At 68.1% G+C, this 12737-nt stretch carries 13 protein-coding genes; 5 read left to right on the top strand and 8 right to left on the bottom strand.

Going from position 1 to position 12737, the window contains the following annotated elements:
- Positions 1–2: 2 nt before the first annotated feature.
- On the bottom strand, positions 3–530 hold the full coding sequence (locus ACFCV3_RS38775; protein ID WP_376039408.1) for a hypothetical protein: 528 nt from the start codon (positions 528–530) through the stop codon (positions 3–5).
- Between the two features lie 89 nt (positions 531–619).
- Here ACFCV3_RS38775 and ACFCV3_RS38780 point away from each other — a divergent pair, with 89 nt between their 5' ends.
- The 5 genes from ACFCV3_RS38780 to ACFCV3_RS38800 all read left to right on the top strand — a co-directional run bounded on the left by ACFCV3_RS38780 (position 620) and on the right by ACFCV3_RS38800 (position 5852).
- Complete coding sequence (locus ACFCV3_RS38780) at positions 620–943, top strand: hypothetical protein (protein ID WP_376039410.1); 324 nt, start codon at positions 620–622, stop codon at positions 941–943.
- Positions 928–1221 carry a hypothetical protein gene (locus tag ACFCV3_RS38785; RefSeq protein ID WP_376039413.1) on the top strand — a complete coding sequence of 98 codons (294 nt, stop codon included), beginning with the start codon at positions 928–930 and terminating at the stop codon, positions 1219–1221. Before ACFCV3_RS38780 ends, ACFCV3_RS38785 begins: the two co-directional genes overlap by 16 nt.
- Entirely contained in the window at positions 1221–1895 is a 675-nt protein-coding gene (locus ACFCV3_RS38790) for a hypothetical protein (protein WP_376039415.1), read from the top strand. The genes ACFCV3_RS38785 and ACFCV3_RS38790 overlap by 1 nt, the downstream gene beginning before the upstream one ends.
- A 113-nt stretch (positions 1896–2008) precedes the next feature.
- On the top strand, positions 2009–2509 hold the full coding sequence (mug, locus tag ACFCV3_RS38795; RefSeq protein WP_376039418.1) for a G/U mismatch-specific DNA glycosylase: 501 nt from the start codon (positions 2009–2011) through the stop codon (positions 2507–2509).
- 25 nt (positions 2510–2534) lie between these two features.
- Complete coding sequence (locus tag ACFCV3_RS38800; protein WP_376039421.1) at positions 2535–5852, top strand: HEAT repeat domain-containing protein; 3318 nt, start codon at positions 2535–2537, stop codon at positions 5850–5852.
- Positions 5853–5944: 92 nt separating this feature from the next.
- Here the strand turns inward: ACFCV3_RS38800 and ligD are convergent, their stop codons facing one another.
- From ligD to ACFCV3_RS38835, 7 genes are read right to left on the bottom strand one after another with little or no spacing between them, the layout of a single operon-like run.
- Positions 5945–6916: a non-homologous end-joining DNA ligase gene (ligD, locus tag ACFCV3_RS38805; RefSeq protein ID WP_376039423.1), complete on the bottom strand. Its 972-nt coding sequence runs from the start codon at positions 6914–6916 to the stop codon at positions 5945–5947.
- Between the two features lie 37 nt (positions 6917–6953).
- The gene (locus tag ACFCV3_RS38810; RefSeq protein WP_376039426.1) at positions 6954–8072 is read right to left on the bottom strand and encodes a hypothetical protein; all 1119 of its coding nucleotides are present in this window, start codon (positions 8070–8072) and stop codon (positions 6954–6956) included.
- Positions 8069–8914, bottom strand: a complete 846-nt coding sequence (locus ACFCV3_RS38815; protein ID WP_376039429.1) for an acetylxylan esterase — start codon at positions 8912–8914, stop codon at positions 8069–8071. The genes ACFCV3_RS38810 and ACFCV3_RS38815 overlap by 4 nt, the downstream gene beginning before the upstream one ends.
- Before the next feature lies 1 nt (position 8915).
- Positions 8916–9842 carry an acetylxylan esterase gene (locus ACFCV3_RS38820; protein WP_376039432.1) on the bottom strand — a complete coding sequence of 309 codons (927 nt, stop codon included), beginning with the start codon at positions 9840–9842 and terminating at the stop codon, positions 8916–8918.
- Positions 9839–10936: an ABC transporter ATP-binding protein gene (locus tag ACFCV3_RS38825; protein WP_376039434.1), complete on the bottom strand. Its 1098-nt coding sequence runs from the start codon at positions 10934–10936 to the stop codon at positions 9839–9841. Before ACFCV3_RS38825 ends, ACFCV3_RS38820 begins: the two co-directional genes overlap by 4 nt.
- Positions 10937–10940: 4 nt before the next feature.
- Positions 10941–11834, bottom strand: a complete 894-nt coding sequence (locus tag ACFCV3_RS38830) for a carbohydrate ABC transporter permease (protein WP_132410956.1) — start codon at positions 11832–11834, stop codon at positions 10941–10943.
- Positions 11831–12736, bottom strand: a complete 906-nt coding sequence (locus tag ACFCV3_RS38835) for a carbohydrate ABC transporter permease (RefSeq protein ID WP_376039436.1) — start codon at positions 12734–12736, stop codon at positions 11831–11833. Before ACFCV3_RS38835 ends, ACFCV3_RS38830 begins: the two co-directional genes overlap by 4 nt.
- Position 12737 lies beyond the last annotated feature (1 nt).

The following is a 12737-nucleotide window of genomic DNA, read 5'->3' on the forward strand; positions in this document are numbered from 1 at the left end:
CACTAACCCGCACTGTCTGCTTCCGGAAGGGATTCTGCCGCCAGCTCTACCAAGGGTTCCAGCGCTGTTAGCTCAGCAAGCACTTTCCGCCGGAAGCGCTGCAGGTTGCCGGACTCGTAGCGCAGCGGCGACAACACCTGCCGTACGGCGCGGCCGAGCGGATCGTCGGCCGCGTCCTCGGCGACCGGCAGGAGCTCGCGAGCCTCGGCCAGCGACTGGCTGAGCAGCTTCAGCCGGATCGGTTCCTCCAGCAGCAGCGCCGCGACCCGCAGCATCCGGCGGCCTGCCTGCAACGCGAACTCGGGGCTGATCGGCTGCGCCGGCGAGTCCCGCTGGGAACGAACCACATCGATCCAGGGCTCGATCGTCGTACCGCGCCAGATCGGCCCGGACGAGAGCTCGCCGTCCGGTTCCGGGATGCCGTGGCTGCGGCGGCGGCGCCAGGCGGTGACGAGCTGCCGGTTCAGGCCGAGTGCGTCCGCGATCTCGGCGATGCCGTAGAAAGCCTTGCGTTCCGCCCGGGCGCCCATCGGCTCACTGTATCCAGTGATGACAGCCATTGCCATCTTGGGCGACACGATTTACCGTCATCACAGATAACAACTCCATGGAGGTTCTGATGACAAGGAAGTCCGCCCCCTTCCTCCTGACCGCGGCCACCGTGACCGGCGCCGTACTGCTGGCCGGTACCCAGGCCGCGGTCGCCGTCGATCCGCCGCAGCACGCGATCATCGTGTGCCAGGACGCGACGATGTACGAGAACTACAACTTCGCGATCCCCGGCCCGGTGAACCCGCTCCGCACCCTCGTCTACGGCAACAAGGTCGGGCACACCCGCGGTAAGCACCCGGTCTACAACGGCTGGGCCTCGATCCAGGACTTCGGCCCGAACGACTGGGGCTTCGTCCGCTACGAATGCCTCGGCGGATGGGGCAGCTGGTGAAGGCCCGCAGCGTCACCGCTCTGGCCGGTGCCGTGCTCATCACCGGTGCAGCACTGACCGCCGTACCAGCCCATGCCGCCGGCGGTACCGTCGGCGTCCGCGAGACCGTCTGCGCCCAGGACCTCGAGCTGCGCGTCAAGCCCGGCGGCGCCCGGATGGGCACGCTGCACAAACCGCAGACCTTCTTGGTCAAGCAGATCAGCGGCGAGTGGGCCTTCGGCTTCGCGTACGGCGACATCAACCACGACGGCTGGGTCCAGGACGGCTGGTTCTGCTGATGAGGCGTCTCCTCGCGGCGCTGATCGTCGCAACCCTCTGCGCGCTGGCAGCACCGGCGCACGCCGTCAACCAGTACGTCACCAAGGGCAACGTCACCAAACCCGCCGCCTGCAACAACTTCGGTACCATCCCCGCCGGCGGCTGGCTGGCGAACAAGTCGTGCGGCTACGTGATGGGCACGGCGATCGCCGGCACCCGCTTCGATGTGCACACCACCACACCGAACAACTTCCACTTCGGCCGCTGGCGTGCGGGTGACGGCTCGAACTTCTGCGCCTTCCTGGTCCCGGGCGCCCTCGACCTGTCCAGTTCGACTCCGGTCGCCGCCAGTTGCAGCAGCGACACCAGCTCGCGGCTGTCCCACCGCCGTTCCTTCGGCCGCGACTTCGACGCCGCACCACACACCGGCAACGGCGCGATCATCGTCCGCATCAACCCCGCCGCCTGCACCGGCTACTACAACTATTTCGTCGACAGCAACTACACCTCCGGCCGCCTCCACGACCCGGTCGGCTTCGCCCTCCCGTCCACCGGCGGCTACCGCTACTCCACCAACGACCTCGGCGCCTCGATGATCCGCGTCGACGCCCTCGGCGAAACCATCTGGCTCTTCGTGGCTCGCAGCTGCATCGCCGCCCAACTCCCCGCCGGCCTCAACAACGAGAACGACTGAGGTTGTCGGTAACGACACGTAGTAGTGGGTTCCCGGCCGCTCCGCACGCCACCGCCCCGCGTGCGGATCCAGCCGGCGCCCGACTACTACGTGTCCTTGGCTACGGTCTAGGCATGCAGCCTCTGCCCGACGTGATCGGTCCTGATCTGAAGGTGTTGTTCTGTGGGATCAACCCGGGGCTGATGTCGGCGGAAACGGGGCATCACTTCGCGCGGCCGGGGAACAGGTTCTGGCCGGCGTTGCACCTGAGTGGGTTCACTCCGCGGCAGCTCAAGCCGGAGGAACAGGGCGAGCTGCTCACCTACCGGTTGGGGATCACCAACGTGGTGGCGCGGCCTTCGGTCAAAGCTGGGGAGTTGAGCCGGGCGGAGCTGGTGGCCGGCGGGGAGCAGTTGGTGGCGAAGGTGCTGGAGTATCAGCCGGAGTGGTTGGCTGTGGTCGGGGTGACGGCGTACCGGGATGCGTTCGGTGAGCGGGACGCGAAGATGGGGCGGCAGGAGCGGCTGATCGGGTCCACGCGGGTGTGGATTCTGCCCAACCCGAGTGGGCTCAACGCGCACTACACGTTGCCGAAGCTGGCGGTTGCGTTCGCCGAGCTCGAGCAGGTCAGCTGACTCGGTCATTAGGCAGGATGGGGTCATGCGTGCCAAAGACTTGCTGCGGTCGATCGACAACCTCCCGTACGGCGAGCGCCTCCGGCGGGTCATCACCGAGGCCCGCGGCCTGAGCGCACCCGATCTGCGGGATCTCCTCGACGAGCTCACCGCCGGCACGCCGTACGAACGCTCCCTCAGCCTGACTATCGCCGAGGCGACCCGAGACGTCGCGACCGTGACCCGTCTGCTGAACGACCCGGTCCCGTCGGTTCACTCTCGCGCGCTCGCCGCGGTCGGGAACGGCGTACCGGTCTCGGACGACGACCTGCGGATCCTGTACGACGACGCCCCGGCCAGGCTGCGCGCCGGCCTCCTGCAGGTCGTCCGCAAGACCGGCCGCTCGCGGCTGGCTGCCCGCCTGATCGACGACCACCGCGAACGTTGGGGTGATCCGGCCGCCGCCGCACTGCTCGTCGCCACCGACGACGCGACCGTCGAACGTCTCCTGCCTGAGCTCGCCTATTGCCTCGGCAGCGGCGAGTGGCGCCGCCTGGGCGCGAAACACCCCGGGCCCGTGCACGACTACGCGCTCCGCACCCTGCCCACCGGGCCGGATCGCGACGAGTGGTGGCAAGGCCCGGCGTTCGGGCTGACCGGTGTCCTGGAGCACGATCCCGAGCGCGCCACGCTCCTGCTCGTCCGCGCGCTCCCACCCGAACAGTTGCCGACAGCAATCACCTCGGTCTTCGGCCGGCTGATCGACGCCGATCCCCTCGTCCTCGAGCTGCTGCTCGAACCCGACCGCGCGCACACGCTCCACCAGGCCCTCACCCCGGCCGTCCGCCGCCGCCTGAACCGGTACGCCGACGACGACCTGATCGCCCTCGGTGAACTGCTCTGGCCGGACCCCACCCTGCTCGTCGAGGACCTCCCGCCGAGCCGCCGCGCGACGATCTTCACCGGCATCACCAAGTCCGTCGACCTCGGCCAGGCCGTCCTCCCGGCCCGCCTGCTCACCGTGCTCCCCCACGAGCTACGCGTCGAGCAGGCCCGCCGAATGCTGACCCTCGCCCCGGTCGCCGACCACGACCGCGAACGCCGGCGGACCACCGCCTTCCTCCCGTACGACGAGGCGTTCGCCCTGCTCACACCGGACGTCCACCACCCGGACGCCGACGACCGTGCCATCGTCTACCGCTCGGTCATCGAAGCGGCCGGTCGCTCCCGGCAACCCGCGGCGATCGAGAGCGCGCTGGAATGGGCGACCAAGGTCCGGAACGATCGCGATCGCGTACTCGGCGCGGTCATACAAGCCGTCAACGAACTGCCGCCCTCAACCTTGAGCGACCAGCTGACCGGTTCGCTGCAGATCCTGTCGACCGCTGTGCTGGAGTCCCGCGACTCGAGCTGGGGCACCCGCAACTCGCTGGTCGAGATCGCACTGAGCGCCCTGCGGCAAGGAGCCATGCGCAACCAGATCGCGCTGCTCGAATGGGGTCTGGAGACTCACGGCCGGATCACCCAGAACAACGGCACGATCATGCTCTACGGGGTGATCGACGGACTCCCCCACGGCCAGGAGATCGCCGTGTACGACGTCCTCCGCCCGTACGTCGACAATGCAGTCGCCCGCCTCCAGTTCCGGCTGCCGTTCGCGATCGCGCGGGCCTTCGACAAGCGTGGCTGGACGATCGACCACCTGCAGGACGCACTCGCCCAAGGCGTCTGGTCGAACCAGGAGAACACCGTCGACGAAGCCTGCGAGCTCTGGCTGTGGCGACGCGACACCCGCAGCGAGCGGGTTGCCGAGATCATCCGGCGCGACGTCGGCATGGCCCAGTGGCCGCACGTCTGGGGCGGTGTCACCGAACTGCGCACCGATCTTCTCGACGCCGTCTTCGCCGAGCCGGAACGCATCCACCGCTTCGACAGCGACACCCCCGACTGGGAGGTCCCCCTCCGAGCACTCCGGTCCTGGCTCCCCCGCCAGCAAGCCCGGTACGCCGAGCTGGTGGCGCAGGCAGCCGCCGACGAACGGATGCCCGAGTGGGCGCGCGCGGAGGCAGTATCGACCCTCGGCCGGATCCCCTCGGTCGGTCGCGCGGCCCTCGAACCCTTCCTCCACCACGACAACGTCCTGCTCCAAGAAGCCGCACTGAGCGCGCTCGCGTGGACCGACTCCCCGCAAGAGGTCCTGCCGCTTCTGCTCGCGCATGCCAACGACGACCGTGCACGCGTCGCGTCGTACGCCGCCAGCCGGGCAGCGCAGTTCGTCCGGCCGAGTCTCTTGCCGGGTCTCCTGCACCCGGTCCTGGTCGGCGAGGGCGCGAAGGTGACATCCCGCAAGGAGGCCGCGCGGCTGCTCGGTCTACTGCGCGCACCGGGGGCGAGCGCCGTACTGGCTGATGCTTGGAGCGGCGCGCATCGGGATGTGCGCGCCGCGATCACCAGCGCGGCCTCGCTGTACCTGCTGCACGAACCGGCCAGCTGGGCGTTGCTGCAGGAGGCGGTACATGACAGCGCCGCCACGGCGATCGTGCTCACGCAGCGACCGGCGTACGGGATGGCAACGAGGTACCGCTCCCGGTACGCCGAACTGGTCGTGGCCGTGACGAATCGGCCCGAGCCCGAGGTCGTGCGGACCGCGTTGCACGCGCTGCCGCGGTGGGCGCCGTGGAGCCCGTCGGTGGCACCGGTGTGCGCCGGATTCATCGCCGACCTGAACTCGAAGACCTGGAGCGAGGCGACCTCTGCCCTCGTCTCCATCGTGGCCGCGAACCGTGGCCTGGACGACCTGCAGGCGGCCGTGCGGCTGCTCGTCCGTGCGGAGAACGACCCCAACCTGCCGAACGCCACTCCCGACCGTGATCACCCGGCGCGGCAACGCCTGGCTGAGCTGGCCAAACGCCTGGTCGGGGCTCTGCAGGGTAAGCCGGCCGAAACCCGCCAGACCCTCAAGGTGATCGCAGCCGAACTGGACACCCCGGACCTCCTCGACCTCCGCCTGGACCTGCTGATCCGCGGCATCGCCTGGGACGACCTCGCCGCCGAGCTCCCCACGCTGATCGAAGCCGTCGCGGACCGCCCGATCGTCGCCTACAACACCGCCTTCCGGCTCGGCTCCCGGCTCGGTCAATCCCACCCCCACTGGACCCCGGAGCAACTCGAACCGACCGCCCGCGAACTCCTCCGCTCCGACACCCTGATGGCCGGCCTCCTCGCCTGCACCATCACCAGCACCGCCGGCCACCGTACCGGCTGGGCCCCCACCTGGCGCGGCCTATTGGTTGCCCTGCGCAACCACTCCGTCGCCGACGTCCGCCAAGCCGCCCTCGACACCGTCACCGCAACCGAGGCCTGATGCACTAACGACAGGAGGTATCACCCGCGTCGGGCATCCGCCACGCTGCACCAGCCGCCGCGCCCGTCGCTAAGGCCAGCTACCTCCTGTCGTTACTGCTGCTCGGCTTCGCGTTGGGCGCGTTTGCGGCGTTTACCTTCGTGCATGGCGACGACTCGGGCGATCGGGATCGCGCGGCCCTCCTCCAGCAGATCCTCGGGGAGGGATTGCGGCTCGGGCAGCTGCGAGGCCCAGCGGTCGGTGCCGGCCAAGAGGTCGACCGCGGTGCGCACGGTGAAGTCGCGGGGTGTCACGCGGTCGAGATCGTCCCAGCCGACCGGGAACGAGACCGGCGTACCGGGGCGGATCCGCGGGCTGTACGCGGCCACCACGGTCGCACCGCCGGAGCGCGTCGAGTCCACGAAGACCTTCCCGTGCCGGTCCTCCTTGATGTACGCCGTCGTCGCGACCGCGGGGTCGATCCGCTCAGCGCGGGCAGCGATTGCACGGGTCGCCGCGGCCGCGTCGTCGATCGGTACCGAGTCGTCGATCGGCACGATCACGTGCACGCCCTTGGCCCCGCTGGTCTTCACGGCACCGGTCAGCCCGGCCTCGGCGAGCGCCTGCCGCACCAGGAACGCCGCCTGCACCGCCTTGCCGAAAGTGTCGTCCCCCTCCGGCGGATCCAGATCCAGCACCAGATGGGTGACGCGGTCCCAGCGGTCGGCGCGCATCAGCGTCGGGTGGTACTCGACCGCCCGCTGGTTCGCGAACCACAGCAGCGTCCGCCGGTCGTCGCACAACGCGTACGACACCTCGCGCTTCGACGCTTCGGCCCACACCGAAGTCGTCTTCACCCACTCCGGCGTGTACTTCGGCACGTTCTTCTGCATGAACGCCGGCTGCCCCGGCCGGATCCGCATCACCGACAGCGGCCGCTCCCGCAACTCCGGCAGCATCCACTCGTGCACCGCATCCAGATAGTCGACCAGCTCCCGCTTGGTCGCCTCCGCCCCGTCGAACAGCGGCGCATCCAGATTGGTCAGGTCAACCCCGTCACGCGTCTCATCCGGCTTCCTCGCCATCTGCCGAGCTTATGGTCTGAAGCCAGAAGTTGCACTGTCAGGTGAGGAGGTGGCGGAGGGCGTCCAGGACCAGCTGGTCTTCGCCTGGTTGGAGGGTTTGTGGGTTGAGTGCCAGCTCGTTGTGGGCGACGCCGAAGGTGCCTACGGCGATGCGGGGGTTGTTGTCCCAGAGGGCGGTGATGACGTCGGCGCGGGAGCGGTTGGTGAAGCGGAGTACGGCGCGGCCGTGGGGCTGGCCGGCTTCGCTGGGATAACCCCGGTACGCCGTGATGCCGGGCAGGCCCTGGAGTCCATCGACCCAGAGTGCGACGGACCGCTCGTAGCCCGCGAGCAGCGCTTCCTCGTCCTGCTCCAACGTCCACTCCACCGCGGCGAGCAGAGCGGCCAGTTCTTCCTTGCCGACCTTCATGCCGCGGCCGATCTCCTGGTTCGGTGATGCATGCCGTCGGCACCGATCCACCAGCCACCGCCGCCCGAGCACGAGCCCGGTCGTCTGCGGCCCGCGCAACCCCTTACCCCCACTGACGATCACCGCGTCCGCACCGATCTCCGTGGTGAACCGCCACAGCGACGACGCCGGCGGAACCTGCGCCGCCGCATCCACAATCACCGGCACCCCGACCTCCCCCGCAACCCGCACCACATCCTCGATCGGCAACGCCCCAGCCGCATAGTGCGCCCCCGCAAACCACAACACGCACGCCGGCCGAGCAACCATCCCGTCCCCAACACCCGGCGGCGCTGCCCCGGCCTCGACACCGGGTGGTGTCGGGTGGCCGGCGAGTGCTGCCTTCAGCTCCTCCACGGTTGGGCCGACCTCTACCACGCGCGCTCCGGTGAGCCGGGCCGAGTAGTCGTAGCCGTTGCGTTGGGAGGCGAACATGACCACCTCGGCCGCTACCGGGAAGGCTTGGGCCGGCTCCCCGATACAGGACGCGACGACCAGCGTGATTGCGGCCGCCGCGCCGGCCGTCACGCAGGCTGCCTCGTTGTGGGTCAGCTCCGCGATCCGCTCGCCGACCTCCTCGTACATCGCGGGCAGGTCGACGAACTGACCCGCCGCGTCCACCATCGCCTGCACGACCGGCGGCGGCATCAGCGACCCACCCAGCACCGTGACCGTTGCGTTCGCGTTGATGACCGGCCGGATCTTCATCGCACGAACTTCGACATCGCCGGTACGCCGACCTGTCCAGCGAGCCACGCGTCGTAGAAGTCGGCGTCGGTCCCGTCGAGATGCGTCACCTGATACGCCTCACCAGCCGGCAACGCATCAACCAGCGGCGCATACCAGTCCGGATCCTCCACCCCGACCAGCGTCCGAGCCGTCACCGCTGGCGCATGCCGGATCGGGTCGAAGTACGACAACGTCCGGCCGATCACCTCGGCCGACGAACCAGCGCGCAGGTGATCGTTCAGCTCCTCCAACGGATAGTGACTCGACCAGAGCCGCGCCTCCATCGCCCGATACAGCACCAGGTCCGACACCCGCACCGCGCTGATCCCCGGCCGCCGCGCTGCAGTCAGAATCGCCAGCTCGTTGCCGACGGCAGCGACCCGCGCCGGATCGACCTCCACCAGACCCATCAGAAATGAAGCCGCCCGCAGACAGTCCGCCGCGATCCCGCGATAGATGTACGTCGATGGATCGTCGATCCCCAACGTGAGCAGTCCCGGATACGCCGCCCGGAAGAACTCGTCGGCCAGCCGCTGACCACGGTGCATCAGCGTCAGAACGACGTACCGGCTGCGGTCGTTCGGATGCGCCATGTTGTTGACACTCCCGTACCGCGGCACCTGCAGCAGCGCCGGGAACGGTCCGTCACCGACCGGGATACTCAGCGATCCGAACACCCGATACGGCCCAACGCTCGTCAACCGCACCGCATACGTCGTCGCCTCCGAGTTGGTCCGCTGCGGAACCAGATCGAGTACCGGCCGAGCCGGGATCGCGGCCAGCTCGTCATCGACAGCGTTCCAATACTCCAAGAAGTCCATGTCAGATCACCGGCTTCAAGTGGTCGGCCAGGAAGTCTTCGACCACCCGCATCACCCCAGGCAGCCCGGCGTGATGCGCGCAGTGCTCATACGTCCGCAGCGTCTTCGGGCACGTCAGCACGCGATGCAGCGCGAACCCGGTCTCCGGCGGGCAGACATCATCCTCGAGCCCCAGATAGATCAGAGTCGGCGCCTTCACCGCCGGCGCGAAGTTCAGCCCGTCGTAGTACGCGACCGTCTCCCGCACCCGGTCGACGTCCTTCGGATGCAGCCGCAGGTACTCGTTGATCTCCTCATACGGATACGACCGCGTCAGCGTCGGCGCCGCCATGATCCCGCACAGGTACGGCGCCCCACACGCGACCGCCTTGATCACATCAGGCCGCAAAGCCGCCGTACTGATCCCCAGCCCGCCACCCTGACTCGACCCCGCCAGCCCGATCCGCGAACTGTCGACCTCCGGCCGCTCCAGCAGCACGTCGACCGCCCGCACCACATCCAGGTAGAACCCGCGGTACCCGTAGGTGTTGTGGTCCACGATGTTGTTCGTCAGCAACCCCGGATACCCCGGATTGAACACCGCGTTCGACCGCAGCTTCCCGCGCGGCGCGACCGCGAACGCGGCGTACCCGAGCTCGGCCCACTCCTTCGGAATCGTCGGCTCCGAGATGTACCCCGGGATCGTGACGAGACCCGGGTACGGCGCTTCGCCGCCCCGCGGAACGGCGTACCAGGCAGAGACCCGCAGACCACCGAAGCTCACGTACGAAACGTCGTACACGACCACCCGTGGGGTCGACAGCGTCGGCATCTCGGTCAGGACAGGATCCAGCGGGTACGACGCGCAGTCGGCCAGCCCCGCAGCCCAGAACGAGTCGAAGTCGTCCGGCCGCGCAACCTCGACGGTCGCGTTCTCAACGTCTCTCACGAAGCCTCCTGTCTCGGAGCCTGCAGGGCGGTCCCGTCGGCCGCCGTGAACAGATGCAGGCGCTGGGGGTTGAAGCCGACATACACCGGCGCGTCGTGACCGAGCCGGAACGGCGTCGGCACCCGCGCCTTCAGCAGCTCGCCCTCGATCCGCACGGTGACCAGTACGTCGGGCCCGAGCGGCTCGGACACGAACACCCGGCCCTGGCGATATCCGGGCGCCGGGGTCGCCGACAACGACACGTCCTCCGGGCGAACCCCCAGCACGACTGCAGCATCGGCCGGCGCATCGCCGTACAGGCTGATCTCCTGGGTCAACGCGTCACTACGGAACATCCGGACACCATCGACATCGGCCAGCTCACCGCTGACGAAGTTCATCGGCGGTGAGCCCATGAACGAGGCCACGAACCGGTTGGCCGGCCTCTCGTAGATCTCCTCAGGCGTCGCGCACTGCTGGATGATGCCGTCACGCATCACCGCGATCCGGTCCGACATCGTCATCGCCTCGACCTGGTCGTGGGTGACGTAGATGAAGGTCCGGGCCACGTCGACGTGCAGCCGCTTGATCTCCGCCCGCATCAGCACCCGGAGCTGCGCGTCCAGGTTGGACAGCGGTTCGTCCAGCAGATACGCACCCGCGTCGCGGACGATCGCCCGGCCGAGTGCGACCCGCTGCCGCTGACCACCGGACAGCTCGCGCGGCTTACGGTCGAGCAGGTCCTCGATGTCGAGCGTCCGGGCCGCCTGCAGCACCTGCTCGTCGATCGTTGCCTTGGGCACTCTCATCATCTTGAGCGCGAACCCGATGTTCTGCCGGACGGTCTTGTGCGGATAGAGCGCGTAGCTCTGGAAGACCATCGCGACGTCCCGCTTGTTCGCCGGGAGCCAGCTGACCGGCTTGCCGTCGAAGAACACGTTGCCGCTGGTCGCCCGCTCCAGACCGCAGATCATCCGCAGCGTGGTCGACTTCCCGCACCCGGACGGCCCGACCAGCGTCAGGAACTCCTGGTCCCGGATAGTCAGGTTCAGGTCGTCCACGACCACCTTGCTACCGAAGGACTTGGTGATGCCTTCGAGTCGTACCTCTGCCATCGTCTCAGCCCTTCACAGATCCGGCGGCCATCCCCTGGACCAGCTTGCGCTGGAAGAGAAGGGCCAGTACGAGTGGTGGGACGACCGCGAGCACCCCGGCTGCGGCCATCACGGTGAACTGGGTGTTGAAGTCGGTGGCGAAGTTCGCCGCCACCACCGGGATCGTCTTCGCGGCCTTGGTACTGGTCAGGAACAGCGCGAACATGAACTCGTTCCACGCCGTCATGAACGCGAACACGGCCGCCGCCACCAGCCCCGGCGCCGCGACCGGCAGGAACACCGACCACATCGTCCGGAACCAGCCACACCGATCGACCCGGGCCGCCTCTTCGAGCTCCCGCGGTACCGACCGGAAGAAGTCCTTCAGGATCCAGATCGTGATCGGCAGCGCGAACGTCGTGTACGACAGGATCAGTGCCAGGTAGGTGTCCAGCAGCCCGAACTGCCGCATCAGCAGATAGAACGGGATGATGATCGCGATCCCCGGCACCATCCGCGTCAGCAGATACAGCACCAGCAGCACCTGACTGCCCCGGAACTTCAACCGGCTGAACGAGTACGCCGCGAACGTCGCCAGCGCCAGATTCAGTACGGCGGTCGCCGACGCCACGATCAAGCTGTTCCGCAACGAGTACGGCGTCTCGGACACCGCCCGCCCGCCGACCAGCTCCTGCGCCGCGTTCGGATTCACGAACCCCAGATAGTTCTCGAGTGTCGGGTTCACCGGCACCCAGTTCGGCGGTACGGCGATCGCGTCGGCCTCGTGCATGAAACTCATCGCCACGATCCAGTAGAACGGCAGCACCAGATACAACCCGAACGCGATCGCCAGCACGTACAACGCGATCTTCTTCCACGGAATCCGGTACCGGAGCGGAACTTGCACCAGGGTGCTCATACCTCGAAATTGCCTTTCCGGTAGAGGAGGCCGATGTAGCCGACCGAGATGATCAAGGTGATCGCGGTGATGACCCAGGCGTAGGCGCTGCCGAGACCGAAGTCGGTGAAGGTCAGCACCGTCTGTACGTCGAGGAGGGCGATCGTGGTCGTGGCATCGCCGGGACCGCCGCCGGTGAGGACGTAGATCGTGTCGAACGCGCGGAAGGCGTTCATCGTCTCGAGGATCAGCACGATCAGGAGCGGATGCAGGAGCCACGGGACGGTGACCTGGGTGAACCTTCGGAAGGCGCCGGCGCGGTCGACGGTCGCGGCGTCGTACAGCTCGGAGGGGATGGTGGACAGGCCGGCCAGCAGGATGATCACCGAGAACGGCAGGGTGTTCCAGACCTGCGCCAGTGCGGTGAACAGGAAGGCGCCGGTCGCGGAGGTCAGCCAGGCCTGGTAGCTGTCGATCAGGCCTAGCTGCATCATGAGGCCGTTCAGAGCCCCGGTCTTGGCGTCGAAGATCGTGCGCCACATCAGGCCGTTCACCACGCCGGGCATTGCCCAGGGCAACAAAGCGAGGCTGAGCAGCAGGCCGCGGCCGCGGAAGCGTTCGTTCAGAACCAGGGCCAGGATGAGCGCCAGGATCACGGTCAGCCCGAGGACGACGAGGACGAACACCGCGGACACCTTCAGCGCCGACAGGAAGGCGTCGTCACTGAGCAGGGACTTGTAGTTGTCGAAGCCGATGAACCGCTTGGCCCGGGGACGCTTCAGGTTGTTGCGCTGCAGGCTGACGTAGAACGAGTAGCCGATCGGATACGCGACCAGCAGGGCGATCACCGTGATGGCCGGGGCGTTCAGGGCCCACGCCTTCGCGCTGTCGCCCAGCGGCCGGCGTTCGGTCAGGACACTCACG

The organism is Kribbella sp. NPDC056345 (assembly GCF_042262745.1).
GTDB lineage: Bacteria > Actinomycetota > Actinomycetes > Propionibacteriales > Kribbellaceae > Kribbella.